Origin of the sequence: Algoriphagus sp. oki45, from assembly GCF_036245605.1 — a bacterium.
Lineage (GTDB): Bacteria > Bacteroidota > Bacteroidia > Cytophagales > Cyclobacteriaceae > Algoriphagus.
Genome location: NZ_BTPC01000001.1, coordinates 1,359,544 through 1,385,599, shown reverse-complemented (window position 1 = coordinate 1,385,599; position 26,056 = coordinate 1,359,544). Strand labels below are relative to the sequence as shown.

Sequence of the window (26,056 nt, the reverse complement as noted above, 5' to 3'; positions counted from 1 at the left end):
TTTTTAGTCTAAAGGTTCAATTCGTTCAAGTGGTGCTGGAATCTGAGATTTTCTCCAATTTTCTAGAAGCCTATCCCGATGAAGAGATGCCCACTCCAATACCAAAACGTGAGCACGGTTTGGTAGATTCCCTGCTAATACTTCTAATGTTTTGATATCGTATTCGGCTTTCATACCCTGATATTCCGCATGGAAATGCGGAGGATTATGATCCTGAAAATACATTCGAATGATAATTCCGTAAAATCTCGATATTTCTGGCATTGCTATAAAGATACATTCTTGAGTGGAAATAAAGCTATCGCCTTTTTGATAAACTATTCAAATTCAGCTTTCTGACTTCATCCTCCTGATTTACACGCTGCCTACTGCGACTGCTTATTGACCGCTTTTCTCAGCATCCCAAATAGTTTTTTTCTTCCGTTTCTGAAAAGGAGGAGAAAAGTATACAAGGGTAATCTTTCGGTCAATGGTATAGATTTCCTTTTGCTGAGTGTTTTTTTAGATTATCGACTAAGAATTGATTTATGAAAACTAGACATTCATTTATGCATTAGTGCTGTTTATTAAAGTTTTAGTGATTTTTCGATTTTGCCCCTTGACTTACACACACACACACACCATATTTTAGTTTCAAAAAGAAGCTAAGTAAGGGTTGGCAGCCCACTAAAGTCGGGGATGTGCAAGCGAAAAACGACTTAAAAAATCCAAGAGTAGCCCCTTTGTCCGAATAGGGATCGGAAACAATTCAAACAATTTTAAACTTATTTTATCGTGAAAAAATCAATTTTAACTCTCGTAAGCGGTGTATTCTTGACCGCAAGTGTATTTTCCATTCAGCCTGCTTTTTCCTCTTCAGGGTCCTATGAAAAGGAATTCTGCGCGGTAAGTCAAGCTGAGAAGTGTAAGCAAAGTGGGAAAACTTGCCCAGGAAAAAAAGTTTGTTTTTGGAAAGATCTAGGTGAAATCGCTGGAACTGCGGGTAAGGTAGCCGGCGCGGTTGTAGCAGTAGTAACTATTGCCGAGAAACTTGATTAACAATTGTTAGGCTGCTTTGATAAGGCAGCCTTCCTTTTCCAACTTGAAAACAGAATGAAACGTAACCTTTCGCTTTTTTTGTTTCTAATCACGATTGCTTCGTGCGATCCGGTCCGGGACTCCACGTTTGTTCCGATCAATCATGCCAGTCAAGATGAGAAAACGTTGGTGTATTCTCATTCCAAAGTAATTGAGATTGATTCTATATCCCTTCCCTTTTATGATTATTTCCAGATCCTGGAAAAGGAGGGTAAGGATTGGCTTATTGGAATGAACAGACAAAATTTGTCCTTGGATTTTATCCCATTGGAAGATTCACTTTCTATCGGTCATCTTTTTTTTGAAGAGGATGGTCCGGGGTCGGTAAGTGCCGACTTGGATATTTTCCACTTTTTTACTGAGGACAGTATTATTACGATTCAGGATCGTAGTAGGAAAATTGATGTTTTGAATAGAAATGGAGCCTTGCAAAATACTATTCGGACCAATCTGAAGGATACACAAGGACTAGAGATGTACCCCGTTTCCTATTCCTACTTGGGACAATGGCCTCTTTTTTCAGACTCAGTTTGGATACTTCCGGTTTACCCTGACTTGGATGTGAAGTCCAAAATCTATTACAACCGAAATAAATTTGTGGTTTATGATCCGGTAAGGAATCAAGTCAAACATGAATTTGGGGCTTATCCGGATCGGTACAAGCAGGATAGGTACTTTGATATTCTAAGGGAACCAAGTCTTACTGCCGCAGCCAAGGGCTCTTTTTTGGTGACTTTTCCGGCAGACCCCGGTGTGTATGAATACCGGTTGGGTTCGGATACGGTACATTACCATCAGTATCCGGATTGGGAAAGATTCGAAAATGAAGGCATTGATCGGGATGCTGCCATGCAGGAGTTTGTCAATCATTACATCAGCACGGCGTGGCTTCAGCAGATGGTCTATGATCCTTACAGGAAGGTGTACTATCGCTTTGCCAAGGAAAAACAAGAACTCCGTAAGGCAGACGGAGAGAAAAAAACGGCCTACGATGCGGATTGGAAGGTGTTTGTTTTGGATAGTGACCTGAATCCCGTAGGGGAATATGCATTGGATGCGGTGAGGTTTAATCCGATGTTTTCATTTGTAAGTGAGGAAGGTTTAATCATTTATGATAATCAGCGTGATCATGAGGACCAAATGGTATTGGGTGTTTTTCGCCTTACGGATAAGTAGTTTAGCAGTCCTTTCCATTTTTTCGGTTTCTTGTGATCAAGACGGAATGGAATACTACCCCTATCAGGAGGAGTTTGAGGAGTATCTGAATAAACTCCAAGTGGAGGTGAAAACGAAGGAAGTGCTGCTTTTGCCTTTGGACAGCTGTGGACTTTGCGTGGATCAGATTTTGGAAGAATTGGCAGAAACGGGAAAAGTACTCACTGTGATTCTATCTGGAGGTGTAGTGCCCAAAGACCGACTGGCTAAAGTCAATCAACTATTGCCCAAAGAAAACCTTCAGATCATCGTGGATGAGCAGAACCTTTCCAACCGCTATGATTTGAACGCATTTAGTCCGATTAGTATTGATGTGTCACAAAAAGAGTATCGCTATGTATCACTTTCTCCGCAAAACTCTGCTCAGTTTATTTTGGATTAGTCAGTTTACTGTTTTTCATCTCTATGGACAGGAGACCAAGCCAGAGTTGGTCTATGCCTGTGAGAACTGCGTCCTGACCTCCTACCTTCCGATGGGAGATGAATACAAAGTGCTCATCTATGCGAGCAATGATAAGCCGATGAAGCGACAGATGTACCTACTGGACAAATCCAATTTGATCGTGGATGAGATGAAGGTTGATGCGGCGCAGTCTTTTGTGAAGGTGAATGACTCAATTTTCAGTCCCATTGATATTGGTGACGCCATTATGATTAAGGTAAAAGATGAAACATTGAATGTACTCGAGGCCTTTGAATTTTATAGACCCGGAAGGCATGGTATAAATACTGCCAATGTTTTTTTGAACCCTGATACTATGATAGGGACGGATTATGTAAAGAATGATGAGATGGTAGGAACTCAAATTTACCTGATTGATCGCCCGAAGAAGCGCTTCATAAATCCCAATGGGTACCATGAAGGGTATGATTACAAGAAAAATCCACCTTTTGACTATGGCTCACTATCTGAAGAAGATACCACTGTTATTTTTCAGCCTTATGGTAGCATGATCGGTAAGTCTGATGAGAGCTTATTTGATCATTATGCTTATAAAAATGGCGTTTCGTACGTTTGGGTATCGACCCATAAAACACTTCTTCGTCTGGAAAAAGATGGAAATATCCGGCGAAGCCGTGTAGCAATCTCCAATGACAACAAGGAGATGAAGATGTACTTTGACCATGTGATGGGTGAAGTATATTTTATCTCTTGGGAATCGGGACTGCCCGAAGGTGAGCGCACATATACACTCCATCAACTTACAGAAAGGGATGAGCTCCGTCCGCTGTTAAATCTTTACTTTTTTCCCATGGTGATCGACAATGGCTACCTCTACGAAGGGAGGAAAGGCAAAAAATCTTTTGAAGTCTATCGCTATCCGCTCAAGGGTCAAGTACCCGAGAAGGTGGTTCCGTTTGGGTTTGATGGTTTGGGACTTTTATGATTGTTTAAAATAGGAATATGGATATAAATAAGCTGAAAAAAGCCTTAGCTAGGGTTTCCGTTTTGACTTTAATTGGTTACATAATATCGGGTGTTCTTTTCAGGATTTCCCCTGAATTTAAATACGCTGAACATGCTCTCGGCCTCTTGATTGGATTTAATTTGGTTTTCATTACAATTCAGTTTAGGCGATCCTTAAGTCCGTCTTCCTTTTTTGAACTGAATAACAGTTTCAAATCGAAAATCATTATCCAGTACGTGTTAAATATTCTGATCTTTATTGTTTTTAATTTAAGGTTTTAAGCCTTAAGGTTTGTATAGGTTGCCTCGGAATTAGAGGCAACCTTCCTCACACCTCCATTCCATTAAATGGATTAAACCTTCTCCTTCCCACGCCCATGGCCACGGCCCGGCAGACGGTTTTGTCGCCGTATTTCACGTTCAGCTTGTCGAGGGCCTGATAGAGGTTGATCTGCTCTTGGCTGTCTTCGAAGAGTTTGATCTGGTAATTTCCATAGACCAGGCTGCTGAAGCGCACCCCGATCAGTCGGATAAGGAGACGGCGACTGTAGAGTTTTTTGAAAAGGGCTTTTACCACGGGCAATAGCGTATGGTCCGCCGAGGTGTAGGGGATGCGCTGCTGCATGGTATGCGTCTCAAAGTCCGAGTAGCGGATTTTCACGCTCACACAGGCGGTGAGTTGCCCTTTTTGCCGCAGCTTGGAGGCGAGCTGCTCGCACATGGCGATCATCGTGGCTTCGAGTAGCTTGATGTCGATGGTGTCCTCTTCGAAGGTGTTTTCGGAGGAGATCGACTTGGCCTCAGAGTAGGGGACCACTGGGGAGCGATCGATGCCGTTGGCCTTTTCCCAGATCATTTTACCGTTTTTCCCAAACGTAGCCTCCAAGAGCTGGGCAGGCATCTGCTGCAGGGTATGGACTTTTTTGACGCCCATGCTGTAGAGTGTTTGGGAGGTTTTTTCTCCGATCATGGGGATTTTTCGCACGGATAGGGGAGCGAGAAAGGGCTTTTCCTCGCCGATTGGTATTTGCTTCTCGTTGTTGGGCTTGGCCTCGCCGGTGGCGACTTTGGAGACGGTTTTGTTTTCCGATAGGCCCATGGAGATATTCAGTCCGCTCTCGCGGATGATGCGCTGCCGGAGTTCGTGGGCGAGCTTGAAGCAGCCAAAGAAGCGATCCATGCCTGTGAGGTCGATGTAAAACTCATCGATGGAGGACTTTTCGAAAAGCGGCACAGATTCCTTGATGATCTCTGTGACTTCGTGGGATTTTTGGCTGTATTTCTCAAAATCCCCCCGCACGATCACTGCCTCGGGACAGAGTTGCCTCGCGGTCCGCATGGGCATGGCCGAGTGCACGCCAAACTTGCGTGCCTCGTAGCTGCAGGAAGCCACGACTCCCCGGTCACTCGACCCTCCGATCAGGATAGGTTTACCAAGGAGCCGGCTGTCAAAAAGCCGCTCCACCGACACAAAAAACGTGTCCAAATCCATATGCACAATGCTTCGCTTCCCTTCCATGGCTTTTTGTTAATTTTATTGACATTTTAATGTTTATAATTTAATCAAAAAGGATAAATTTGAGTTAAGGAAGTGGCGGAAGATGTCATATCTGGAGGATATACGTGGAAATAGAGTAGAAATAAATCTCCCCACGGTCGATGAAATAGGGTTCTTGAAATACAATGGAAATACACTTCGTGAAATAGTACCTCGCTTCGCTTGATGAAATAAAATGGAAATACACTCCGCTGCGCTTCGTGAAATGGGTTTAGCGAAATACTATGGAAACAGGTCTCGCTGCGCTCGACGAAATAAAATGGAAATACAAGTTGTGAAATTCAGTAGAAATGATCTCGCTACGCTCGATGAAATACAGGAGATATCAAATTGATTATCAGATTTTTTTCTAAATGATTAAGTTATGGAACCCAAGAGGAATTTTATCCCGCTTTCGGATTTGGAAGTCTATCGATTAGCCAGGAAGCTTTCAGCGATAGCTTGGGAAATTTATCAGCGACTGACTTATCAGCAGCGTAAAGTATGGGGAGATCAGATGCTTGAGGCAGTGGATTCGGTAGGAGCAAATATTGCCGAGGGATATGCTAGATATCACTACTTAGAGAAAATCAGGTTCTATTATATATCCAGAGCTTCCTTATCCGAAGGAGTGGAGCATTGGATTGATTTGGGTTTTGAACGGGGTATTGTATCCGACGAAGAATACGAATCATTCAATCGGTTGAGACCTGATATTCAAGTCAAATTAAACAACATGATTAAATCTACTTATGCTGCTAAAAGCCAGACCAGAAGAGATGATTAACCTTATGTTTCACCTCGCTTGCGAGGTTTATTTTAAAGGTGTTTCTACCGTATTTTTTACCTCAAATTGGAAAGTAATCATGCTTTATCCCTCTATTTCGCCCCGCTTGCGGGGCTTATTTCAATCATATTTCCACAGTGTTTCAAATTCCTTATGATCATCAATTCTAACCTCAAATTCCTCCGAAAAAAGAAAGGCTTCACTCAGGAAACATTTTCTGAGGCTGTAGGAATCTCCCGCTCCAAACTGGCAGGCTATGAACTCAATATCAATCCTCCTTTGGATACGTTGGTGAAAATCTCCGATCAACTCGGCGTTTCTATCGATATCTTGCTTAGAGAGGATTTGACTTCTTACTCCGAATACAAACTCCGCGAGCTTCTGGAGACCGATCAGTTTCTCCGAGGGCGAAAGTTGCGGATTCTCTCTACTACGGTGGATGCTGAGGGTCGCGAACTGATCGAAGTGGTCTCCCAACGGGCCAAGGCCAGCTACTTGGCTGGATTTGCCGATCCGGAGTTTATCTCCGAATTGCCGAGATTCTCCTTGCCATTTCTACCAATGGACAAAAAACATCGGGTTTTCCAAGTGGATGGAGACTCCATGCTGCCGATTCCTGATGGAGCTTGGATTGTCTGCGAATATGTGGATGACTGGATGGCGATCAAAGATGGAGAACGCTACGTGATTGTCACCGAACAGGATGGGGTGACTTTCAAGATTGTTTACAACAAGATCAGCAGCGAGCAAAAATTACTGCTTTGCTCAGCCAATCCAATCTATGTTCCTTTCGAAGTGGAGGTAGAACAGATTCGGGAAGTGTGGAGGTACAGGTTGGCGATTTCGGGGCAATGACCAATTTTCAATGATCAATGATCAATGACCAATGACCAATGAGCAATGACCAATGAGCAATGTGCAATAAGCATTGGCCAATGGGCAAAGTCAAATGACCAATCATCGATGGAAACTGAATAATTTTCAATTCTTCAGTTTGGAGTCCATTTGACTCATGAATTTGTTCATTGAGTTTGAAAATTGATCATTCCTAGTTTTCCTCCAGCTCCACAATCACCTCAATCTCCACCGCAATATTATTGGGCAAAGCCGCTACTCCTACTGCAGATCGGGCATGCTTGCCTTTTTCCCCGAAGACTTCCACCATCAAGTCCGAGAAGCCATTGATGACCCGGGGATGACCCGTGAAGTCAGGTGCCGAATTGACCATGCCCAATACTTTCACAAACTGCTTGATGCGGCTCAGGTCTCCCGTGGCAGCTTTCAGTACGGCGATGATCTCCAGTCCGGTGAGCCTGGCAGCTTCGTAGCCCTGCTCGGGAGTCAGGTCAGCACCGACTTTGCCATATACATCCGGGCCATTTCCTGCCAAAAAAAGCAAATTTCCCACTTGTTTCCATTTCACATAGTTGGCCATGGGCTGACTGACTTCTGGGAGTTCCAGTCCCAGTGCTTTGAGTTTCTCCTCAGGAGTCTGGGCAAGCAGTGGAAATGATAAAAAGGCAAAAAAGAAGACGATTCCGGCTAGGGTTAGTGTTTTTGAGTTCATGGGATTAGAAATAGATCGAGGTCTAAAATAGGGTTTATTTTTTAATACACGGTTGCCTTAAAGTTTTTGCCCCCTTGTTGAAAAGCTAATTTTTATCAGTTTTTGCCCTGATTTATGGCAAAGGATTTTTCCCGAATGAAGTCCAACTTTAAGGAACGAACCAATCCCAACTAACCATGAAAACGCTAGTAGTTCCTTTCGATTTTTCAGTTTACTCGCTTGCAGCCCTGAAAACTGCTCAGAGAATCAGTACGAAGATGGATGCCCGAATCCTCTGCGTGACGGTGATTCCTTCGGAGGTGGACTGGGATTTGCTCAGCGAGGAGGCAAAAAATAAGTATCCTGATTTGGTTCAGGAGAGGCAGGAGGCGATCGATGTCCTTCCGGAATATATCCGAACCGTTGCACCCGCCAAGGCTTTGATCGAGCCGGTGGTGAAAATTGGCGTACCCCACGAGCAAATAGTCCGTGTAGCGGATAAAAACAAAGCGGACATGATTATCATCGGTGCCTATGGCAAAGGATATCAGGAAGGGAAATTTATCGGTTCAAATCTTCAGAAAGTGCTGAGAAATGCCAATTGCCCAGTTTTAGCCGTCAAGGAAGCTTTGGATGGGAATGCTTTCCGAAAAATTGCCTTTGCCACAGCTTTTGATGCTTCTTCCAAAGAAGCTTTCAGCCAATTCCTGCCTTTGGCAAAAGCATTCAAAAGTTCCGTACATCTTTTGCATGTGAACACGCCGGAGCATTTCACTAATTCTACCGATTCTGACCGGGAGATGGCGGAGTTTGCCAGAGGTCATGAGCAGTTTGTCATTCATCGGCATGTATTCAATCACCAAGATGCTGATGAGGGAATTGTGGCTTTTTGCGAAGATCAAGGAATCAATTTGGTAGTCTTGGTCTCTTCCAACCGAAAAGGCAGTTCTTCCTATGTGATCGGCACTACGGAGACAGTAATATTTAAATCTCCCGCGGGAGTGCTCAGCATTAAGGCTGGCTAGTAGCCATTCCCGTTTTCTTGAGTTTGGAAGTCCAGGACTTGGCTGATTGGGTGCTGCATATGTACGACTGCAGCACCTATGTTTTTTAATCCCTGAAATACCTGCTCTTCGATATGGATCAATGTGGAAATCTGAACCTCGGGTGATTTTTTTTCCATCTGTTCATAGACTTTTTCAGTGAGCTGTTTTTGCCACTTTTTCAGTCCGTGAAACTGTGCTTCGATCGCCTTGAGTGCATCTTCTTTTTCCAAGGCTTCATTCACTTGGCTAAAAATATGAGTCACTTTGGTCCTGACTTCCTTCAGTACAAATTCGGCTACAGGATCTTCCGAATTTTCCAATTCCTTCAAATTGTGGAGAATATCCTTGAAATTTTTGGCTGCATAGATCAGCAACCTTGTGGTCAAAGTATAGGACGCATAGAGGCTTGCCGACTCATCATCCTGTATTTTCTTTTGCAGCTGCAGGTTGAATCGGGTGATTTCTTCTTCGATTTCTTTCAGATGGGCATACTTCACATCAAGGTGCCTGGACTCCCGGATGAGCCTTGCCCAAATCGACTCCTTCTGTCCATCTGAACTTCTTGTGCCTTTGACGATGAGAAGGATAAAGTCCTGCACCTTTTCCCATAACTCCAGATTCTCTTTTCGCAGTGCCTCCAGTGCCACTTGGGGGATTTCCGGATCGGCTTTTTGGATGTATTTTGTGGGAGAGTTTTCCTCAGTTGCCTGGAAGTTTTTCATCAGCCATTTTTCCAGTTTGGGTAAAAACGGATAAAAAATCAGGATTCCTGTGGCATTAAAGAAGGTATTGAAAAAAACCAGTTGGATCAACTCCCCCGAATCCGGCAATAGGGACTGGATCAGGTGAATGCAGGGATTCACAAAGGGTAAAAAGATCAAGCTTGTGGTCAGATTGAAGACAATATGGCTGATTGCCAGTCGCTTTTTATCGGGCTTGCCTCTAAAAGCGCCCAAGCTGATGGTCACTGTGGTCCCGATATTGGCTCCGATGATTACCGCAGCACCTGCTTCAATCCCAATTACCCCGGCATGGATAGCACTGAGTAGAATCACCAAGGTAGCCGAACTGGACTGGATAAGCGCTGTAAGGATGATGCCTGTAAGGAGAAAGACCCAATTCCCATAATTAGCAAGTTGGGAAAAATCTACCCGCTCAGATAGATCCTCTATGGCTGTTTTCATCAAATCCAAACCAAAAAAGAGCATGCCAAAGCCCAAAACAATCAATCCCAAAAAGGATAGGATCGGTCTTTTGGAAAATGTCAGGTAAGTCAGTGTTCCGATACCAATAAAGGGGTAGGCAAATGCGGAAACCGATATTTTGAATCCCAGTAAGGCTACAATCCACGCGGTCATGGTGGTGCCGAGGTTTGCTCCTAAGATGACGGAAATCGCCGAGCCCAAATTGATCAATCCAGCGCCCAGAAAGGCCAAAACCATCAAGGTCACCAAGGAGCTGCTCTGCAAAATCGCAGTGGTAACTGTTCCAGCTATGATTCCTTTCCAGGGTTTGTTGGTAAAGCCTTGAAGGAATCTTCGGAAAGTAGGCCCGGCCATTTCCCGAAACCCATGCTCCATCTGAGACATGCCCAGAAGAAAAAGGGCAAGTCCGGCCAGAAACAGCCAGAAATCTGCAGATTGACTTTCCATAGTTATTTGCTTCTTCTCCTTCCTTGCTATAGAAGAGGAGGCAATTGATTACCAGAATCGGAATCTCTTCTCGTAAATTCTGTCACGGAAGATCCAGTTATCCCAAATATCTCTTGACAGGAATATTTCCACTCCCACATTTAGGGTCATGTATCCATCGTATCGATGAGTAAGACCCGAGCCTCTTCGGATTCTTCCGCGATTATTCAGGATTGCCTGCACATCCGGCTCCCCATTGTCCAGCATAAATTGGGGATTGCGAATAGCTAGCCTCAGTCTGTCCGGATTTTCACCGGTGACGTAGTCATTGACTAGGTCCAAGTAGAATTCACTCACGTTGTAGGCAGAAATGTCGTCCATATAATCAGTCAAGGTAAACCGGTAATTACCTTCTACTTTAAGATCCATGTAGACATTGAGTTTGTATTTGAATCCGAGCCCCATGGGGAAAACTATGATATATTTTTCGTAGGGATTGTTTTCGAGTTGCAAGGGTCTCAAATCCACCCAAGTTCCATTAAGTTCAGCCTGTGGATTGTTCGTAGACATTCCTACACCAAAGAAAATATAGGGGTTCCAGAGGTGCCTGGTGATGTTGTTCAGCTTGATTGGGTGCCAGTAATATTCTACAATACCGGCTACTTCCCAATTGGTGGCTCTGAAATGAAGGTTTCTTGGAAATCGAAATGCTCTGGGATCGGAAGGAGGGTCGGATCCAGACATTTTGTAATAGGTAAATTCTCCCCGAGCCTTGAGATGGGTTCCGAAAATATAATTTATTGAAAAGCTTGCATTCCAGTCTGGTTGCACGCCTTCGTTGTACTTCCAAAAGGAGTATAGCTCCCCGAAATACTGTGTAGGACCAATACCGGCTGAAATTGACCATGGTTCTTCAAAGCGGTATCGATAAAAACTTTGTGAATAAGCAGTGCTTATTCCCAATGCCAAGAAAAAAACAAATAGAAACTTTTTCATGCTAAGCCCTTACCCCATCCGCTTGTTCCGGGAAAGATCAGGAAAAATAGATTAATTATCCAATTTTTCAAATCCAGACCTAAGGTGAAGATCTCTTTGAGGATAAGGTATTTCGACTTTTTCCTCCCCAAACCTTTTGAAAATCTCGTAATAAAGCTGGCTCTTCAGCACCAAGGGTTTGTTTACATATTCGGATGTCCATACTCGGAGGTTGAAATTCAAGCTGCTGTCTCCGTAGCTTTCAAAAAGAACATCCGTCTCGGGATATTTTAACACACCAGGGTTAGATGCGGCAATCTCCAAAAGGATTTTCTTTACTTTTTCAGGGTTTTCTTTGTAGGAAACACCTACTGGATAATTAAATCTCACTCTGCGCTCATTGTGCGACCAATTGATTACCTGACTGTCGATAAACTGGCTGTTAGGCACAATTATACTTATATTATCATTGGTCAGAATGGTGGTGGACCTTCCTGAAATGGATATCACATCCCCATTGACATCTCCGACTTCGATGCGGTCCCCGACCTTAATCGGCTGCTCCAGAAGGATAATCAAGCCGGAGATGAAGTTGTTGGTGATGTTTTGCAAACCAAAACCAATACCTACACCGATTGCCCCTGCCAAAACTCCAAATGCGCTCAAATCAATCCCATTGGTCTGGAGTATGGAAAAAATCCCCGCTAAGATGATGACATATTTGACGATGGTTCCTATGGATTCCTTGGTGCCAACTTCGATTTCTCTTTTGTGCAGGATTTTTTTGACAATGAGTTTTCTTATCCATTCTGCGCCAACAAAAAGCACAGTAAATGAAACGATCAAAGTCAGAATTAACCCGATGGTCAATTTAGTCTCTCCTAGACTGAAAATATTCTGATTGATTATGTTCTCCAACCATTGCCAAAAGTCCTGCGTCTGATCCATGTATTTTCGCTAAGTAAAGGGGAATAAACTTTAATTTAGTTGGGTAAAACTATCCAAACTTTGGGCAATAAACCAGAATTCTTTTTCTAGGCTGGTAAATGCAAAATATTGTTTTGAAATGGCTTAGGTAACCTCGGTGATTTAAAATAATTGTCTGAATTCTTGTAATTTTGGCCTATGAGTAAGCAAAGAGAAGAATTAGAGCACCGACTTAAGCTAAGGAATATTAAGCTCTCCGACTATGAAGATATCCGGGAAATCATGGTTTCTATCTATCGAAATCAAGGAGGTGCCTGGACCAAACAAGAGCTCAAAAACCAAATCAAGGCCTTTCCTGAGGGGCAAATTTGTATTGAGGATAACGGCAAAGTCATCGCTGCCGCATTGAGTATTATCGTGGACTACGCCAAGTTTGGGGATAATCATACCTACGATCAGATTACTGGTTTTGGAAAATTTGACACCCACGATGATGAAGGGGATACTTTGTATGGTACGGACGTTTTTGTGCATTCTGACTACCGAGGAATGCGACTGGGAAGACGACTCTACGATGCCCGAAAGGAGCTCTGTGAAAACCTAAACCTCAGATCCATCATCGCAGGAGGGCGTATTCCCGGATACTCGAAATATGCCGATGAAATGACTCCAAGGAAATACATTGATTTGGTAAAAAACCGAGAGATTTTTGACCCTGTACTTTCTTTTCAGCTGGCCAATGAATTTCACGTCCGAAAAGTAATCACCAAATATCTTCCTGAGGACACGGACTCTCGAGCCTATGCTACTTTGCTCGAATGGATCAATATCTATTATGAAAAGGAGGAAAAACTCATTGGAAACAAGAAATCTATCGTGCGCCTTGGACTCGTGCAGTGGAAAATGAGAAGGTTTTCCAATGTGGACGATCTGATGCAGCAGGTGGAGTTCTTTGTAGACACCGTTTCTGGATACAAATCTGATTTTTGTCTATTGCCGGAGTTCTTCAATGCTCCGATGTTGGCCGAATTCAACGACATGGATGCTTCCGAAGCTATCCGGAATCTCGCGGATTACACGGATGAGATTGTGTCCAGAATGAGTGATTTGGCGGTTTCTTACAATGTGAACATCATCGCAGGCTCCATGCCGGAATATGATGGCAAAAAGCTTCGCAATGTGAGCTACCTCTGCCGGAGAGACGGGACTCAGGATAAGCAATACAAACTGCATATCACTCCGGATGAAGCTGCCTATTGGGGTCTTCAGGGAGGAAATGGAATTAATGTATTTGATACTGATGCAGGTCGAATCGGAATTTTGATCTGCTATGATGTGGAATTCCCCGAGTTGGGAAGAATCCTCGCCGAGCAAGAGATGGATATTCTCTTTGTTCCTTTCTGGACAGACACCAAAAATGCTTTCCTAAGGGTAAATACCTGTGCAAAAGCACGGGCCATCGAGAATGAGTGTTATGTGGCTATCACCGGCTCGGTTGGTAACCTTCCCAAAGTAGAAAATATGGATATTCAATATTCCCAATCTGCGATTTTCTCTCCTTCGGATTTCTCTTTTCCTCATGATGCCATAGTCGCTCAGGCTTCTGAAAATGCTGAAACCACTATTGTGGCTGACGTAGACTTGGATTTGTTGACTAAGCAAAGAAAGGCAGGAAGTGTACGGAATCTAGAGCAGCGCAGATTGGACCTTTATTCAATTCAATGGAAACAGAAAAAATAATTCAGGCTTACTTCGCTCATATCCCTGAGTCGGTATGGGAAAAAGCCTATCCGATCAAGGTGCTGATCACCGATGTGGATGGAGTGCTCACCGATGGGGGCATTATCTACGATGACTTTGGTACGGAATACAAAAAGTACAATGTTAAGGATGGACTGATCGTACAGCATCTTCGCAAATCCAAGATTCTTGTCGGGGCAATAACTGGCAGACAGTCTCAAGTGGTAGAAAATCGATGCGAGGAGCTTCGATTTGATTTTCATTACCATGGTGTAAAAGACAAAGCAAAAAAGCTCCGAGAAATTCTGGAAACAATGGAAATTGAGCTCAAAGAAGTGGCTTACATTGGAGATGATCTGATTGATTTGCCTATTTTGACTCAAGTTGGCTTTTCCATAGCACCCCAAGATGCCCTGCCCTATGTTAAGGAGGCGGTGGATTATGTGTCTCCTCTTGGAGGAGGCAAAGGGGTCTTCAGAGAAGTTGGAGATATTCTCCTCCATACCCGCGGTCAATTGGCTCCATTAATTGAAACTTTATCCCAACAGGACTCATGAAAAGAAATACACAACCCATGCATATCCGAGAAGGAGTCGTATTAGGCTCTGACAAACCTGTGCTTTTTGCCGGTCCATGTGCGGTGGAGAGTTTGGATATTTGTCTGGAAATCGGAAGTAAAGTGAAAGACTGGGCTGAGGAGAATGGTTTTTCTTATGTTTTTAAAGCTTCCTTTGACAAAGCCAATCGCACCTCTTCGGGCTCGTTTAGAAGTATTGGAATGGACAAGTCTCTTGAAGTTCTTCAGCGGGTAGGAAAGGAGTTGGATGTGCCTTTGGTGACGGATATCCATGAATCCTACCAGGCAGCTGAAGTAGCCGAGGTGGTGGATGTTTTGCAAATTCCTGCCTTTTTATGCCGACAGACCGATCTTTTGCTTGCTGCCGGAAACACAGGAAAAGCAGTGAAAATCAAACGAGGCCAATTTATGGCGCCGGAAGACATGCAGTTTGCAGTGAAAAAAGTAAGATCCACGGGCAATGAAAATGTCTGCCTAACAGAGCGGGGTTTTTCTCTGGGATATCACAATTTGGTGGTGGATATGAGAGGCCTGCCGATTATGAGACAATTTGCCCCGGTGGTTTTCGACATCACGCATTCGGTTCAGCAGCCCGGAGGGCAGGGAGGAAGCAGTGGAGGTCAGCGGGAGTTTGCGCCATTTCTTGCCCGGGCAGCGGCAGCGACTGGGATTGATGGATTTTTTATAGAGACTCACCCTGAGCCTGCCAAAGCACTTAGTGATGGACCTAATCTAATTCCGCTTCATAGAATGGGCGACTTCCTAAAGATGCTCAAGGAATCCTGGGAGCTGGGAAGAAAGTATCAGGATTTTTCCATTGAATAATTAAGAAGAATGAAAAACCCAGTCCTCACTCTTTTATTTTCGTTTTTAGCTTCTTCAGTTCTGGCCTTGCAGGAACCTGCCGTATCCACAAAAGATCAAATTCGATCGATTTTGGAATATGAAACACCCGGAGATCAGCTGCTCATTTCCGGCAGAGAGCTAAAAACCAGTTCTCTGATTCACTCCTTTTATGTGGACAGAAATTTTGAGGAGGTTTGGACCCAAAACGGGGTGCTTTTGGAATTGGCCTACGAAATGAGGCATGAAATCAAAGAATCCAAGTATGATGGACTGGATCCGGAGGATTATGAGTTGAACTGGATCGAGGCCTATTTTAAGACTTTTGAAACAAATAAAGAGTCTAAAAAGACCAACGAACCTGGAGATTTGGCAGCTCTTGATTTGCTTTTGACCAATGCTTTTTTCCAGCTTTCTGAGGACTTGGAAGTCGGGAAGATTGACCCTTCACAATTAAAAGGAGAATGGGAGATTGAAAGAAAGGGAAGTCGGGTTGATCATTTTGCTTTGTTGAAAAAAGCGGTTGATGAAAATGAAATCCGAAGAAATCTTCAGGCTCTTTATCCTAAGTTCACGATATACAAAAAGAGTAGAGAAGTAATCCGGTCCCTTGAGCAAAAATCCAAAGAAGACTCGCTCGATTGGAAAACCTTGAAATTGGATAAATCCATCAAAGTGGGAGATGCGCATTCTTCTATCCCTTATTTGAGGCAGAGGTTGCAATTTTGGGGATATCTGGATTCAGACCCGCCTATTGATCCCAAAACTTACGATTCCTTGATGTTTGATGGTGTGGTTCGTTTTCAGGAAAAACACGGAATGGAGCCAGACGGGATTATCGGCAAAAATACCGTGATCGCCCTCAATGCATCTCCTTCTGCCCTAATTGATAAGGCAAGGGTAAATATGGAAAGGCTGCGTTGGCTACCGGATACGGTTCAAAATATCGAGCTGATCGTGGTCAATATTGCCAATTTTCAGTTGGACTATATGAATAATCTGGATACGCTCTTCTCTACACGGGTGATCGTGGGGAAGCGATATCATGAATCTCCCATTTTCAGGGCCGAAATGAGTTATATAGTATTCAGCCCCTATTGGAATATTCCTTATTCCATCACCAAGAATGAAATTATTCCTGCGGTAAGAAAAAATTCAAATTACCTCCAAAACAAAAACATGGAGGTGATCACCACTACGGGAAAATCAGTAAATCCGAGTTCGATCGATTGGTCTTCCAAATCCTTTCCTTATCTCATCCGCCAAAAGCCCGGTGGAAGCAATTCTTTGGGATTGGTGAAATTTATGTTTCCCAACTCCTACAGTGTATACATTCACGATACTCCGGCTCGCTCCTTATTTGAAAGGGAAGACCGGGCTATGAGTCATGGTTGTATCCGACTTCAGAATCCAGCCGCTTTTGCCCAGCTTTTGCTGAGAGATGATCCTTCTTGGACTCCAGAAAAAATCGATGCGGCAATGCATCGGGACAGGGAGCAGATTGTGAATCTTCCAAGGAAAATTCCAGTGGTCTTACTTTACCTTACGTTTTGGGCTGATTCCAAAGGACAGCCACATTTCCGACAGGATATTTATAATCGGGATGCAGAGGTGTTGGCTCTGCTCAAAAAATAGATCAGTCCTGAATGTATTCTGATTGGCTAAGATAGTCCTCCTGATCTGCGAAAATAAAGAGGAGAGATCCATCTTTGATCAGGTCAATTACTTCCTTGGAAAGTTCCGAAGGCACAGCAGGGCATCCCAGGCTTCTGCCAAGCCGGCCTGACATTTTGGCGACTTCTTCTCGGGCGTAGTCGGCTCCATGGATGACAATGGCACGATTTCTCGCTTGATCATTTACCCCTTTTTCCAAGCCATCCAGTCTCAAAGAATAACCATGTTTGCCAAAGTACGTTTCTCCGGTTTTGTAAAAGCCAAGGCTGCTTTGGTAGGACTCTGGCCGGTTGGAGAATTTCTCAGCCATCAGCATTCCTGAGTTTCTTCCATGAGCCACCACCGTATTGAGTAAGATTTTTTCCTTAGCAAGGTCAATAACCCAAAGTCTTTTTTCAGTAGAAGGAAGCGAAAAGTCTATAAGGGTTAAAACCTGCTTTTCCAATGTGTTTTCCAGGTTTTCGTATCCATCCAAAGCAAAATCCAAGGCTTCCACTGAAGGAATGTTCTCATAGTTGTCATATAAATGATCCCAAATGATTTCGCTTTTGCTTTTTTCCTCAAAGGAATTGGGGATAGGTGAGGGGGGTATGGGTGGGGTAGTGGTGAAAATCCAGATAAGAGGCAACAGAATTCCCTGGAAGGCGGACATAAGATTTGTTTTTGGGGTGATAGCTTAAAGGTAAGTCATTGCCCAGAAAATCAAATACTTTGCCAGAATATTAGCCAAGTTCATTTTGTCAGTACATTCCCAAAAGGGAACCAATTTCAAGACACTTGCCGTTTTAGCTTTGGTGTAGGAAAAAGTTGAGCTTGGCTCTGGAAGTTTATATCTCTACTTTTGCCTTCCAGAAAAAAATAATCCTTTGATATGCAGGTAATTGCTGATGTTGTTTAATAAAAAATTAAAATCGTTAAACAAAAATTGGAATTGCCCTGTTTTTACCTTCAATGAAAGTATCCGTATTCCGAAAAGAGCATTTCAACGCTGCGCACAGACTCTACAATCCATCTTGGACAGATGAGAAAAATCAGCAGGTTTTCGGCAAATGCAATAATCCCAATTTTCATGGACACAACTATGATTTAATAGTTCAGCTGAAAGGGGAAATCGATCCTGAAACCGGCTACGTATATGACATGAAGGTGCTCAGCGATCTAATCAAAGAGCATGTATTAAATAAATTTGACCACAAAAACTTAAACCTGGATACCGATGAATTCAGAAATCTCAATCCATCTGCTGAAAACATTGCAGTGGTTATTTGGAATATTTTGAGGGAAAAAATTGATCGGCGATTCGAACTAATCATTCGACTTTATGAAACAGAAAGAAACTTTGTTGAATACGATGGGAATTGATATTGCCCGCGCTTCCTTTGAGGAAATTGGTGAAGAGCATGTAGGAACTTCTTTTGAGACACCATTGAGAGAAGATGCTTTCGAAATGGACGATGATCTCAAGGTAGAATTGATCGAAAAGCATTTTCGGGAAATCATGAACATCATGGGGCTGGATTTGACAGACGACAGTCTGAAAGGTACGCCGCACCGAGTCGCCAAAATGTATGTGAAGGAGGTCTTTTCCGGCCTTAATCCGAAAAACAAACCGGCAGCCAAGCTTTTTGAAAACAAGTACAAGTACAATGAGATGCTGGTGGAGAAAGATATCACCTTCCACTCTCACTGTGAACATCATTTTGTGCCGATTTATGGGAAAGCTCACGTGGCCTACATATCCAATGGAAGCGTGATCGGATTATCCAAGATCAACCGAATTGTGCAGTACTTTTCCAAGAGACCTCAGGTTCAGGAAAGGCTGACCATGCAAATCGGAAATGAATTAGTTGAGGTGTTGGGCACACAGGACGTAGCGGTGATTATGGATGCTTATCATATGTGCGTCAGTAGCCGTGGAGTCAATGATACCAACAGTTCCACAGTGACTTCTTTCTTTTCCGGTAAATTCAAACACGATGAACAAAGCCGCAATGAATTCTTAAAGTATATCGCTTTAGAGAAGTAAATTGAAGAGCAAACTAGACCAACAGGAAGCCGGGCATAAAATCCCGGCTTTTTTTGTTAGTAATGCAAACAAAAGCCCTTTTTATTGATTTTATGATAAAACAAAAAACGAAATGAAGGATAAAAATATAGTAGTGATCGGAGGGAATTCTGGGATAGGAAAAGCAGTGGCTGCAGCTCTCAGTGAGCAGGGCGCAAATCTGTTTCTATACTCAAAAAGCGGAGAAGGCACTACGGCATTGGACATCGGCAGGGACTTTTCAGAGATCCCAGGATTACCTGAGAAAGTAGACGGAGTGGTCTATTGTCCAGGGACAATTAACTTAAAACCATTCCATCGAATATCGATAGAAGACTTCAAGAAAGAAATGGAAATCAATTTTTTCGGAGCGGTTAGAGTATTGCAGGCTTGCATGAAGGGCTTGAAAAAGTCGGATTCACCATCGGTGGTTTTGTACAGCACAGTAGCCGTACAGACAGGAATGGGCTTCCATGCCGGTATTTCTTCCGCAAAAGGCGCGGTAGAAGGATTGACGAGATCTTTGGCGGCGGAGTGGGCACCCTCTAAAATCAGAGTCAATGCCATTGCTCCATCTCTTACAGAAACTCCTTTGGCTTCAGCCTTGCTTTCCACTCCGGAGAAAAAAGAAGCATCAGATAAGCGCCATCCATTGGGCAGGATCGGGACTCCCGAGGACATCGCTTCCGCTACGGTGTTCTTACTGTCACCTCAGTCTTCTTGGATGACAGGTCAAATCCTGCATATCGATGGAGGAATGTCCAATTTGAAATAATCTTTAAACAATTTTACCCTGAAAATTGTCTCATTATCGGGTACGGTCCCGAGAAGAACGAGCTGTGAATATGAAGACACCACCTGAATCATTCCTATTGTTTAAGGAAGAATTGAGGAAGGCCCAATTGGAGAAAGAGAGGCTAAAGCAAGAGTATGAAATGAGGCTGGCAGAAGTCAATAAAGAACTTTGCCGTCTCAAAGAACAGATCCAGTCCCAGCAAGATATGATGCGGACCACCTTAGCCTATGCCTCAAATTTGGAGAATCGTCTCTCGGAATTCCAAGATGAGGTCAAAATTTCCCAATCTCAGCCTAGAAAAACTGTGTTTTAACCAAATCCCTCAACCAAAGCCATGAATCCAACTCTAAACCTTTCCGAAATTCAGAACTTCGAGATAGCCTTTGAGGAACGCTACGCGAGGGTATCGGTCAGCGCTGAAAAGAAAATTGTCATCTGTGAGCTCCTGGCTGATTATATCCCAATCGAAGATTTTCAGTCCATTTTCCTTCAAATCGGTGAAATCGTCAAAGCCGGAAATTTCGAAAAGTTCATTTTTGACAAAAGATCCCTTCGGGCCTTTCACCAGCCTACCATGGAGTGGTACTTTATCCATTGGAAAAAAGACATGCTGGAATTTGGCCTAAAAACTCACCGAAAAATCCTTCCAGCTGAAAAATGGTTTGAAAAAATGGTGCAAATAGCTAAAGACCAGATTCTGCAAAACTATCCGGATAACATCATCGATCAGCTGGATATCAAGTATTGCGACAGCATAGAAGAGGCTATTGTCAAATGACCCGATATTTTTCCACTGAAGCAATTATGGATTTGGATTCCTTTTACAGAAGGAATCTGATCAATTGCCTCTCGGGGTACAAAAGCTTAAATCTCATCGGAACAAAAAATGAAAAGGGAGTGACTAACGTAGCACCCTTTTCTCAGGTATTTCATATCGGTGCAGCCCCGCCCTTGTTGGGCATACTTTTTAGACCACACACAGTCAAGCGCGATACCCTTGAAAATATCTTGGCTTCTAAATGCTTCACTTTAAATCATGTCACCCCGTCTTTTTACCAAAAAGCGCACTGGACAGCCGCCAACTGGGAAGGAAGTGAGTTTGAAGGAACGGGATTGATGGAGGAATATAAAAAAGGGTTTGATGCGCCCTATGTTCAGGGAAGTCCCGTGCAGTTGGGCTGTACCTTAGTGGAAACCCAGACTCTTAAAGTCAATCAGACTGTTTTGCTGATCGGGAGTATAGATCATGTCTATGTGGAGGAAAAAGGGCTTCGCAAAGATGGATCATTGGACCTGAATGTGCTTGATACCGTTACGGTAACTGGGTTGGATGAGTACCATATCGGCGAAAAATTAGGTAGGTTGACTTTTCCAAAGCCTCAAGAAAAGCCTGTTGAATTCTGAATTTTATCCGGTCTAGTCTGGGGTTGAATTTAGATTCCCAATTTTTCCGTAATATGTGTATCCTCATTTTTGCACTTAGCCAAAGGATTTAAAGGTTTGCTGCTAGATTTTGGCAAATTTCCCCTTCTAAAGGGGGCTAGGAGGATTTAATTCTTTGAAATAAGTTCAAATTCCTAAATACGTGTAGCGTCCCGAATAGTCATATTCCGTAAAATCCAAAATCCGAAATCAAACAATTGAAATTGCAACTTCTAGAACTCACCGATTCCGGGCTTTTTTGTCCTCCTGCAAACGTTTTTATCGACCCTTGGAGGCCTGTAGATCGGGCAGTCATCACCCATGCACATTCGGATCATGCCCGATGGGGGATGAAGCATTACTTGGCTCACCGCGATTCGGCAGAGGTGATGAAGCTTCGTCTCGGAGCTGAAATCAGTCTTCATACGCTGGATTATCGAGAGCAGCTCGACATTAACGGTTTGAAAATCAGTCTTCATCCTGCTGGGCATATTCCGGGTTCGGCCCAGGTCAGACTGGAATATCAGGGAAAAGTCGCTGTGGTCAGCGGTGACTACAAAGTCGAAAATGACGGACTTTCTACCCCATTCGAACCTGTCAGATGCCACGAGTTTGTTTCCGAGTGTACTTTTGGGCTACCGATTTACAAATGGGAATCTCAGGCAGAAATCTTCACTCAGATCAACTCTTGGTGGAAAGAAAATGCCTCTGAAGGTCGAAATTCGGTGCTTTTTGCCTACTCTTTGGGCAAAGCCCAGCGCATCCTTCAGAATCTCAATCGGGAAATCGGTGAAGTTTTCGTACACGGTGCAATTTGGAATACTAACCAAGCCCTAATTGCCAATGGGGTTCCGCTCTGGGATGTACCTAAAGTGACTCAGGATATCCCCAAGAATCGATTCAAGGGAGCTTTGATTATTGCTCCTCCCTCAGCTATGAGCACTCCGTGGATGCGGAAGTTTTCTCCATACCGCACGGGAATCTGCTCCGGTTGGATGGCTGTACGGGGTACACGAAGGAGGAGAGCAGCAGATCGGGGATTTGTGCTTTCGGACCATGCGGATTGGGAGGGCTTGATTTCTGCTATTTCAGCTACCGGGGCGGAAAAAGTCTATCTTACGCATGGCAGCACGGCTTCCTTTGGGCGTTTTCTTCAGGGAGAAAAAGGCATCGATGCGGTTGAGCTTCAGACACTTTTTGGGGCAGAGGAAGTGGAATAGAGTAGAGTAGAGTAGAGTGTCCGGTGCTGGATGTCAGATGACCGATGTTGGGATTATTTGGAAAGATTCCCGGATCTGTGTCAGCGCTCCTTTTAGGGCGGTACAAGTGATAGAAGAAGGGAAATGTGGGAAGGATTGGAAAATTGAAAGATTTCAAAATTGGAAAATTGAGGGTCTAAGCAATAACTTCCAGCTTTCTATACTAAATCAATCACTATGTCCAACTTCTTGACGTTCATTTTCCTAAGCATATTTTTAGCTTCCTGTCAAAATCCTCCTTCAAATACTCTTAACGATTACACAAATACTGTCACCGGACCGATTGCTATCGATTCGATGGGCTTGACACTGATTCATGAACACATGCTGGTGGACTTTATCGGGGCAGATTCGATCAATTCAGATCGCTGGAATCGAGATTCGGTGACATCCAAAGTGCTTCCTTACCTGATGGAGGTGAAAAAGCATGGAGTCCGCACCATCTTGGATTGTACCCCAAGCTATTTGGCCAAGGATCCCTTGCTGCTGAAAGCCCTCAGCGAAAAGTCTGGAATTCAGATTCTGACCAATACCGGATTTTATGGAGCTGTGGGAGGGAAATACCTTCCCGACTTTGTCCAAACAGAAACAGCTGAGCAACTTGCTAAGCGATGGATAGCCGAATTTGAAAATGGAATTGAGGGAACGGGGATCAAACCGGGTTTTATCAAGATTTCAGTGAACGAAGCGAATACACTTTCAGCAATCGATCAAAAGCTCGTGCGAGCCGCAGCCATCACCCACCTAAACACCGGTTTGACTATCGCCTCTCATACCGGAACTTGGAATACCGCCATTCAAGAAGTCCGGATTCTTCAGGAAATGGGAGTGGAGCCTTCTGAATTCGTTTGGGTGCATGCCCAGAATGAACCCGATTTTGCAAACTATAAAAAAGCAGCCGAAATGGGAGTTTGGATCAGTCTGGATGGAATCGGATGGGCAATTGATCCCCACGTGGAGCGACTTCTTTTTGCCAAGGAAAATAGAATTCTAGGAAATATTCTGATTTCCCATGATGCGGGGTGGTATGATCCAGCCAAACCAGGTGGAGGAGATTTTCAGCCGTTTACCAATATTTTTGAAAAGCTGATTCCGATCCTCACAGAAAAAGGATTTACGGATAAGGACTGGAATCAGCTTTTACTGGAAAATCCAAAAGAGGCTTTTGTTTTTTCGAAGTAAGCATTACTTTTTTCCTATCCCAAAGCGGATTTTGTAGGTAGTGTGGACATACCAACGTAGTCCGCTTTCGAAACCAGTAGCAGAAATACTGGCTGCATTCTTGATATTTGGGTTTTTCGTCTTCCATTCTGCTTCTATTTCTGCAAAGATTCCTATTCGCTGATAGCTATTGGTAAAACTGGCCCATTGAGGTCCAGCCTCAGGATTGAAAAAGTTGATATTGGAAATGTATCCTTCACCTCCCAACTGTAGCGTTGGGCCAAGCGAAAGTGAAAGATTGAATCCGGAGGGCCTTTGGATGATAGCGTATTTTAAAGAAGGAGTTATGAAAAAGCCAGAAGAGTGATCTCGGTTTTTCTGACCAAGGGCAAATTCGTTTTTTTCAAAACTTCCGACAGACTGATAAAAAAGAAGTCCAGCGTTTAGCGAAGTCCTTTTGCCTAATCTGTAGTTGAACTCATTGCTGAAGTTCAATCCATAGAGCGCATTGTTGCCATCGTGAGAGCTCCCTGCACCGATGGAATATTGCATCTTGGGCCGATCTTGCCCATACAAACTAAATTGAAAAAGAGTTAGGATAAGAATCAGGAAGAGAAGTTGATTTGTTTTCATGATGATTTTCGTTAAAAGTTAGTAAGTCAAACATCCGAAAGAATTTATTAATCAAAAAGAAGGTTTTAATTCTTTTAACTAAATAATAGTTAAATTGATGATCGAGATAATTTTTCATTTCTCCTATCTTTCAATTTTCAAATCCTTCCCCAAATTTTCTTTGCCGAATTTTAGTAAGCGGCTTGCCCTGCTTACCTTTGCGCATGGCAGAACAAATCCTGATCCTAGACTTTGGATCTCAATACACCCAGCTGATTGCAAGAAGAGTCCGAGAACTCAACGTTTATTGCGAAATCCACCCTTACAATAAAGTCCCCGAAATCACCCCTGACATCAAGGGAATCATCCTTTCAGGTTCCCCTTGCTCTGTAAGAGACGAAGGCGCTCCCGATGTAAATACGGATGCTTTCCGAGGAAAACTGCCTGTATTGGGTGTTTGCTATGGTGCGCAACTTTTAGCCAGCAAGTATGGGGGAGAAGTGCTTCCGTCGACTATTCGAGAATATGGCCGTGCCAATCTCGATCATATCGATCTTCACCACGATCTCCTCAAGGAAATGACACATGGCTCCCAGGTATGGATGTCTCATGGAGATACCATCAAGGAGCTTCCGGCGGGTTTTGAAGTGATCGCCAGTACTTCTTCTGTGCGGGTAGCTGCGTTCAAAGTCGAAGGTGAAAAAACCTATGGGATCCAGTTTCACCCGGAAGTAACGCACTCGTTGGAGGGGAAAAATCTTCTCCGAAATTTCGTAGTTGGCATTTGTGGTTGTGCTCAGGATTGGACTTCAGATACCTTTATCGATGCTACTGTTGCCGAACTCAAGGCAAAAATCGGTTCGGATAAAGTCGTAATGGGTCTATCCGGAGGCGTGGATTCCTCTGTGGCTGCCACTTTGATTCATCGGGCTATCCGTGATCAGTTGACCTGCGTGTTTGTAGATAATGGACTGCTTCGCAAAAATGAATTTGAGGAAGTGCTGGATTCCTACAAGCACATGGGGCTGAATGTGATCGGCGTGGATGCTAAGCAGCGTTTTTATGATGCCTTAGCTGGATTGACTGATCCAGAAGCCAAAAGAAAGGCGATCGGAAGAGTTTTTATCGAAGTGTTTGACGACGAAGCTCACAAAATTGAAGGCGTAAAATGGCTGGGCCAAGGAACCATCTATCCCGATGTGATCGAGTCTGTTTCTGTCAAAGGACCTTCTGCCACGATCAAGTCTCACCACAATGTGGGCGGACTGCCTGATTTTATGAAATTATCCGTGGTCGAGCCACTAAATACACTTTTCAAAGACGAGGTACGTGAAGTGGGTCGGGCTTTGGAAATTCCAGAGACTATCATCGGCCGTCACCCCTTCCCGGGACCGGGCTTGGCCATCCGAATTTTGGGAGATATCACCGAAGAAAAAGTGAAAACCCTTCAGGAAGTAGATTATATTTTCATCCAAGGACTGAAAAACCATGGCCTTTACGATCAGGTGTGGCAGGCAGGAGCGATCTTACTGCCTATCCAATCTGTCGGGGTGATGGGTGACGAGCGGACCTATGAGCGAGTGGTGGCTTTACGGGCGGTTGGTTCTGTGGATGGTATGACAGCAGACTGGATTCATTTGCCGTATGACTTCTTGGGCAAAATGTCCAATGAAATCATTAACCGGGTGAAAGGCGTCAACCGAGTGGTTTATGACATTTCTTCCAAACCACCGGCGACGATCGAGTGGGAATAAATAAAAAAAGTTAAAACCCGAGGGC

Annotated in this window: 28 protein-coding genes; 20 read left to right on the top strand and 8 right to left on the bottom strand. The window is 43.8% G+C overall.

Annotated features, from left to right (window positions below):
* Positions 1–3: 3 nt before the first annotated feature.
* Entirely contained in the window at positions 4–264 is a 261-nt protein-coding gene (locus AAA942_RS06075) for a DUF4160 domain-containing protein (RefSeq protein ID WP_338219348.1), read from the bottom strand.
* A 510-nt stretch (positions 265–774) separates the two neighbouring features.
* Between AAA942_RS06075 and AAA942_RS06070 the strand changes: the two genes are divergently transcribed.
* Genes AAA942_RS06070 through AAA942_RS06055 form a run of 4 tightly spaced genes read left to right on the top strand, consistent with a single transcriptional unit; the run spans position 775 to position 3,680 of the window.
* A complete protein-coding gene (locus AAA942_RS06070) occupies positions 775–1,038 on the top strand; it encodes a hypothetical protein (protein ID WP_338219347.1) in 264 nt (87 codons plus the stop codon).
* 54 nt (positions 1,039–1,092) lie between these two features.
* Positions 1,093–2,253 carry a DUF4221 family protein gene (locus AAA942_RS06065; protein WP_338219346.1) on the top strand — a complete coding sequence of 387 codons (1,161 nt, stop codon included), beginning with the start codon at positions 1,093–1,095 and terminating at the stop codon, positions 2,251–2,253.
* Complete coding sequence (locus AAA942_RS06060) at positions 2,207–2,674, top strand: hypothetical protein (protein ID WP_338219345.1); 468 nt, start codon at positions 2,207–2,209, stop codon at positions 2,672–2,674. The genes AAA942_RS06065 and AAA942_RS06060 overlap by 47 nt, the downstream gene beginning before the upstream one ends.
* A complete protein-coding gene (locus AAA942_RS06055) occupies positions 2,628–3,680 on the top strand; it encodes a hypothetical protein (RefSeq protein WP_338219344.1) in 1,053 nt (350 codons plus the stop codon). The genes AAA942_RS06060 and AAA942_RS06055 overlap by 47 nt, the downstream gene beginning before the upstream one ends.
* A 348-nt stretch (positions 3,681–4,028) precedes the next feature.
* On the opposite strand, the gene dinB is transcribed toward AAA942_RS06055, so the two are convergent.
* Complete coding sequence (dinB, locus tag AAA942_RS06050; RefSeq protein ID WP_338219343.1) at positions 4,029–5,219, bottom strand: DNA polymerase IV; 1,191 nt, start codon at positions 5,217–5,219, stop codon at positions 4,029–4,031.
* Between the two features lie 403 nt (positions 5,220–5,622).
* Here dinB and AAA942_RS06045 point away from each other — a divergent pair, with 403 nt between their 5' ends.
* Positions 5,623–6,024 (top strand): four helix bundle protein, encoded by a 402-nt coding sequence (locus AAA942_RS06045; protein ID WP_338219342.1) that lies wholly within the window; start codon positions 5,623–5,625, stop codon positions 6,022–6,024.
* Between the two features lie 153 nt (positions 6,025–6,177).
* Positions 6,178–6,879 (top strand): XRE family transcriptional regulator, encoded by a 702-nt coding sequence (locus AAA942_RS06040; protein WP_338219341.1) that lies wholly within the window; start codon positions 6,178–6,180, stop codon positions 6,877–6,879.
* Positions 6,880–7,072: 193 nt separating this feature from the next.
* Here the strand turns inward: AAA942_RS06040 and AAA942_RS06035 are convergent, their stop codons facing one another.
* The gene (locus tag AAA942_RS06035; RefSeq protein ID WP_338219340.1) at positions 7,073–7,591 is read right to left on the bottom strand and encodes a RidA family protein; all 519 of its coding nucleotides are present in this window, start codon (positions 7,589–7,591) and stop codon (positions 7,073–7,075) included.
* 176 nt (positions 7,592–7,767) lie between these two features.
* Here AAA942_RS06035 and AAA942_RS06030 point away from each other — a divergent pair, with 176 nt between their 5' ends.
* Positions 7,768–8,595: a universal stress protein gene (locus AAA942_RS06030; protein WP_338219339.1), complete on the top strand. Its 828-nt coding sequence runs from the start codon at positions 7,768–7,770 to the stop codon at positions 8,593–8,595.
* Here AAA942_RS06030 and AAA942_RS06025 read toward each other — a convergent pair.
* The 3 genes from AAA942_RS06025 to AAA942_RS06015 are packed head-to-tail and all read right to left on the bottom strand — an operon-like array spanning position 8,592 to position 12,170.
* Positions 8,592–10,268 (bottom strand): Na/Pi cotransporter family protein, encoded by a 1,677-nt coding sequence (locus AAA942_RS06025; RefSeq protein ID WP_338219338.1) that lies wholly within the window; start codon positions 10,266–10,268, stop codon positions 8,592–8,594. The two genes, AAA942_RS06030 and AAA942_RS06025, sit on opposite strands and share 4 nt — an antisense overlap.
* A 48-nt stretch (positions 10,269–10,316) precedes the next feature.
* Positions 10,317–11,243 carry a hypothetical protein gene (locus AAA942_RS06020; protein WP_338219337.1) on the bottom strand — a complete coding sequence of 309 codons (927 nt, stop codon included), beginning with the start codon at positions 11,241–11,243 and terminating at the stop codon, positions 10,317–10,319.
* 51 nt (positions 11,244–11,294) lie between these two features.
* Positions 11,295–12,170, bottom strand: coding sequence for a mechanosensitive ion channel family protein (locus AAA942_RS06015; protein WP_338219336.1), 876 nt, complete (start codon positions 12,168–12,170; stop codon positions 11,295–11,297).
* A gap of 177 nt (positions 12,171–12,347) precedes the next feature.
* Between AAA942_RS06015 and AAA942_RS06010 the strand changes: the two genes are divergently transcribed.
* The 4 genes from AAA942_RS06010 to AAA942_RS05995 are packed head-to-tail and all read left to right on the top strand — an operon-like array spanning position 12,348 to position 16,944.
* Positions 12,348–13,889 (top strand): bifunctional GNAT family N-acetyltransferase/carbon-nitrogen hydrolase family protein, encoded by a 1,542-nt coding sequence (locus AAA942_RS06010; RefSeq protein WP_338219335.1) that lies wholly within the window; start codon positions 12,348–12,350, stop codon positions 13,887–13,889.
* Positions 13,871–14,446: a KdsC family phosphatase gene (locus AAA942_RS06005; RefSeq protein WP_338219334.1), complete on the top strand. Its 576-nt coding sequence runs from the start codon at positions 13,871–13,873 to the stop codon at positions 14,444–14,446. The genes AAA942_RS06010 and AAA942_RS06005 overlap by 19 nt, the downstream gene beginning before the upstream one ends.
* Entirely contained in the window at positions 14,443–15,291 is an 849-nt protein-coding gene (kdsA, locus tag AAA942_RS06000) for a 3-deoxy-8-phosphooctulonate synthase (RefSeq protein WP_338219333.1), read from the top strand. The genes AAA942_RS06005 and kdsA overlap by 4 nt, the downstream gene beginning before the upstream one ends.
* A 9-nt stretch (positions 15,292–15,300) precedes the next feature.
* A complete protein-coding gene (locus AAA942_RS05995; protein ID WP_338219332.1) occupies positions 15,301–16,944 on the top strand; it encodes a L,D-transpeptidase family protein in 1,644 nt (547 codons plus the stop codon).
* Between the two features lies 1 nt (position 16,945).
* Here the strand turns inward: AAA942_RS05995 and AAA942_RS05990 are convergent, their stop codons facing one another.
* Positions 16,946–17,635: a murein L,D-transpeptidase catalytic domain family protein gene (locus AAA942_RS05990; RefSeq protein ID WP_338219331.1), complete on the bottom strand. Its 690-nt coding sequence runs from the start codon at positions 17,633–17,635 to the stop codon at positions 16,946–16,948.
* A gap of 299 nt (positions 17,636–17,934) precedes the next feature.
* Between AAA942_RS05990 and AAA942_RS05985 the strand changes: the two genes are divergently transcribed.
* The 8 genes from AAA942_RS05985 (at position 17,935) to AAA942_RS05950 (ending at position 23,686) form a co-directional block, all read left to right on the top strand.
* A complete protein-coding gene (locus AAA942_RS05985; RefSeq protein ID WP_338219330.1) occupies positions 17,935–18,345 on the top strand; it encodes a 6-pyruvoyl trahydropterin synthase family protein in 411 nt (136 codons plus the stop codon).
* Complete coding sequence (gene folE / locus AAA942_RS05980) at positions 18,305–19,009, top strand: GTP cyclohydrolase I FolE (protein WP_338219329.1); 705 nt, start codon at positions 18,305–18,307, stop codon at positions 19,007–19,009. Before AAA942_RS05985 ends, folE begins: the two co-directional genes overlap by 41 nt.
* Positions 19,010–19,121: 112 nt before the next feature.
* Positions 19,122–19,802: an SDR family NAD(P)-dependent oxidoreductase gene (locus AAA942_RS05975; RefSeq protein WP_338219328.1), complete on the top strand. Its 681-nt coding sequence runs from the start codon at positions 19,122–19,124 to the stop codon at positions 19,800–19,802.
* A 70-nt stretch (positions 19,803–19,872) separates the two neighbouring features.
* The gene (locus AAA942_RS05970) at positions 19,873–20,136 is read left to right on the top strand and encodes a hypothetical protein (protein ID WP_338219327.1); all 264 of its coding nucleotides are present in this window, start codon (positions 19,873–19,875) and stop codon (positions 20,134–20,136) included.
* 21 nt (positions 20,137–20,157) lie between these two features.
* Positions 20,158–20,601: a hypothetical protein gene (locus AAA942_RS05965; RefSeq protein ID WP_338219326.1), complete on the top strand. Its 444-nt coding sequence runs from the start codon at positions 20,158–20,160 to the stop codon at positions 20,599–20,601.
* The gene (locus AAA942_RS05960) at positions 20,598–21,227 is read left to right on the top strand and encodes a flavin reductase family protein (protein WP_338219325.1); all 630 of its coding nucleotides are present in this window, start codon (positions 20,598–20,600) and stop codon (positions 21,225–21,227) included. The genes AAA942_RS05965 and AAA942_RS05960 overlap by 4 nt, the downstream gene beginning before the upstream one ends.
* 242 nt (positions 21,228–21,469) lie before the next feature.
* A complete protein-coding gene (locus AAA942_RS05955) occupies positions 21,470–22,465 on the top strand; it encodes a ligase-associated DNA damage response exonuclease (RefSeq protein ID WP_338219324.1) in 996 nt (331 codons plus the stop codon).
* 216 nt (positions 22,466–22,681) lie between these two features.
* A complete protein-coding gene (locus AAA942_RS05950; RefSeq protein ID WP_338219323.1) occupies positions 22,682–23,686 on the top strand; it encodes a phosphotriesterase family protein in 1,005 nt (334 codons plus the stop codon).
* 3 nt (positions 23,687–23,689) lie between these two features.
* On the opposite strand, the gene AAA942_RS05945 is transcribed toward AAA942_RS05950, so the two are convergent.
* The gene (locus AAA942_RS05945; RefSeq protein ID WP_338219322.1) at positions 23,690–24,298 is read right to left on the bottom strand and encodes a hypothetical protein; all 609 of its coding nucleotides are present in this window, start codon (positions 24,296–24,298) and stop codon (positions 23,690–23,692) included.
* Positions 24,299–24,501: 203 nt separating this feature from the next.
* Here AAA942_RS05945 and guaA point away from each other — a divergent pair, with 203 nt between their 5' ends.
* A complete protein-coding gene (gene guaA / locus AAA942_RS05940) occupies positions 24,502–26,031 on the top strand; it encodes a glutamine-hydrolyzing GMP synthase (RefSeq protein ID WP_338219321.1) in 1,530 nt (509 codons plus the stop codon).
* The last annotated feature ends 25 nt before the right edge of the window (positions 26,032–26,056 follow it).

Bases quoted from the DNA above. Each gene is read 5' to 3' on its own strand.
- AAA942_RS06075 (WP_338219348.1), bottom strand. From the start codon at position 264: ATGCCAGAAATATCGAGATTTTACGGAATTATCATTCGAATGTATTTT.
- AAA942_RS06065 (WP_338219346.1), top strand. From the start codon at position 1,093: ATGAAACGTAACCTTTCGCTTTTTTTGTTTCTAATCACGATTGCTTCG.
- AAA942_RS06060 (WP_338219345.1), top strand. From the start codon at position 2,207: ATGAGGACCAAATGGTATTGGGTGTTTTTCGCCTTACGGATAAGTAGT.
- AAA942_RS06055 (WP_338219344.1), top strand. From the start codon at position 2,628: ATGTATCACTTTCTCCGCAAAACTCTGCTCAGTTTATTTTGGATTAGT.
- dinB (WP_338219343.1), bottom strand. From the start codon at position 5,219: ATGGAAGGGAAGCGAAGCATTGTGCATATGGATTTGGACACGTTTTTT.
- AAA942_RS06045 (WP_338219342.1), top strand. From the start codon at position 5,623: ATGGAACCCAAGAGGAATTTTATCCCGCTTTCGGATTTGGAAGTCTAT.
- AAA942_RS06040 (WP_338219341.1), top strand. From the start codon at position 6,178: ATGATCATCAATTCTAACCTCAAATTCCTCCGAAAAAAGAAAGGCTTC.
- AAA942_RS06035 (WP_338219340.1), bottom strand. From the start codon at position 7,591: ATGAACTCAAAAACACTAACCCTAGCCGGAATCGTCTTCTTTTTTGCC.
- AAA942_RS06030 (WP_338219339.1), top strand. From the start codon at position 7,768: ATGAAAACGCTAGTAGTTCCTTTCGATTTTTCAGTTTACTCGCTTGCA.
- AAA942_RS06025 (WP_338219338.1), bottom strand. From the start codon at position 10,268: ATGGAAAGTCAATCTGCAGATTTCTGGCTGTTTCTGGCCGGACTTGCC.
- AAA942_RS06020 (WP_338219337.1), bottom strand. From the start codon at position 11,243: ATGAAAAAGTTTCTATTTGTTTTTTTCTTGGCATTGGGAATAAGCACT.
- AAA942_RS06015 (WP_338219336.1), bottom strand. From the start codon at position 12,170: ATGGATCAGACGCAGGACTTTTGGCAATGGTTGGAGAACATAATCAAT.
- AAA942_RS06010 (WP_338219335.1), top strand. From the start codon at position 12,348: ATGAGTAAGCAAAGAGAAGAATTAGAGCACCGACTTAAGCTAAGGAAT.
- AAA942_RS06005 (WP_338219334.1), top strand. From the start codon at position 13,871: ATGGAAACAGAAAAAATAATTCAGGCTTACTTCGCTCATATCCCTGAG.
- kdsA (WP_338219333.1), top strand. From the start codon at position 14,443: ATGAAAAGAAATACACAACCCATGCATATCCGAGAAGGAGTCGTATTA.
- AAA942_RS05995 (WP_338219332.1), top strand. From the start codon at position 15,301: ATGAAAAACCCAGTCCTCACTCTTTTATTTTCGTTTTTAGCTTCTTCA.
- AAA942_RS05990 (WP_338219331.1), bottom strand. From the start codon at position 17,635: ATGTCCGCCTTCCAGGGAATTCTGTTGCCTCTTATCTGGATTTTCACC.
- AAA942_RS05985 (WP_338219330.1), top strand. From the start codon at position 17,935: ATGAAAGTATCCGTATTCCGAAAAGAGCATTTCAACGCTGCGCACAGA.
- folE (WP_338219329.1), top strand. From the start codon at position 18,305: ATGAAACAGAAAGAAACTTTGTTGAATACGATGGGAATTGATATTGCC.
- AAA942_RS05975 (WP_338219328.1), top strand. From the start codon at position 19,122: ATGAAGGATAAAAATATAGTAGTGATCGGAGGGAATTCTGGGATAGGA.
- AAA942_RS05970 (WP_338219327.1), top strand. From the start codon at position 19,873: ATGAAGACACCACCTGAATCATTCCTATTGTTTAAGGAAGAATTGAGG.
- AAA942_RS05965 (WP_338219326.1), top strand. From the start codon at position 20,158: ATGAATCCAACTCTAAACCTTTCCGAAATTCAGAACTTCGAGATAGCC.
- AAA942_RS05960 (WP_338219325.1), top strand. From the start codon at position 20,598: ATGACCCGATATTTTTCCACTGAAGCAATTATGGATTTGGATTCCTTT.
- AAA942_RS05950 (WP_338219323.1), top strand. From the start codon at position 22,682: ATGTCCAACTTCTTGACGTTCATTTTCCTAAGCATATTTTTAGCTTCC.
- AAA942_RS05945 (WP_338219322.1), bottom strand. From the start codon at position 24,298: ATGAAAACAAATCAACTTCTCTTCCTGATTCTTATCCTAACTCTTTTT.
- guaA (WP_338219321.1), top strand. From the start codon at position 24,502: ATGGCAGAACAAATCCTGATCCTAGACTTTGGATCTCAATACACCCAG.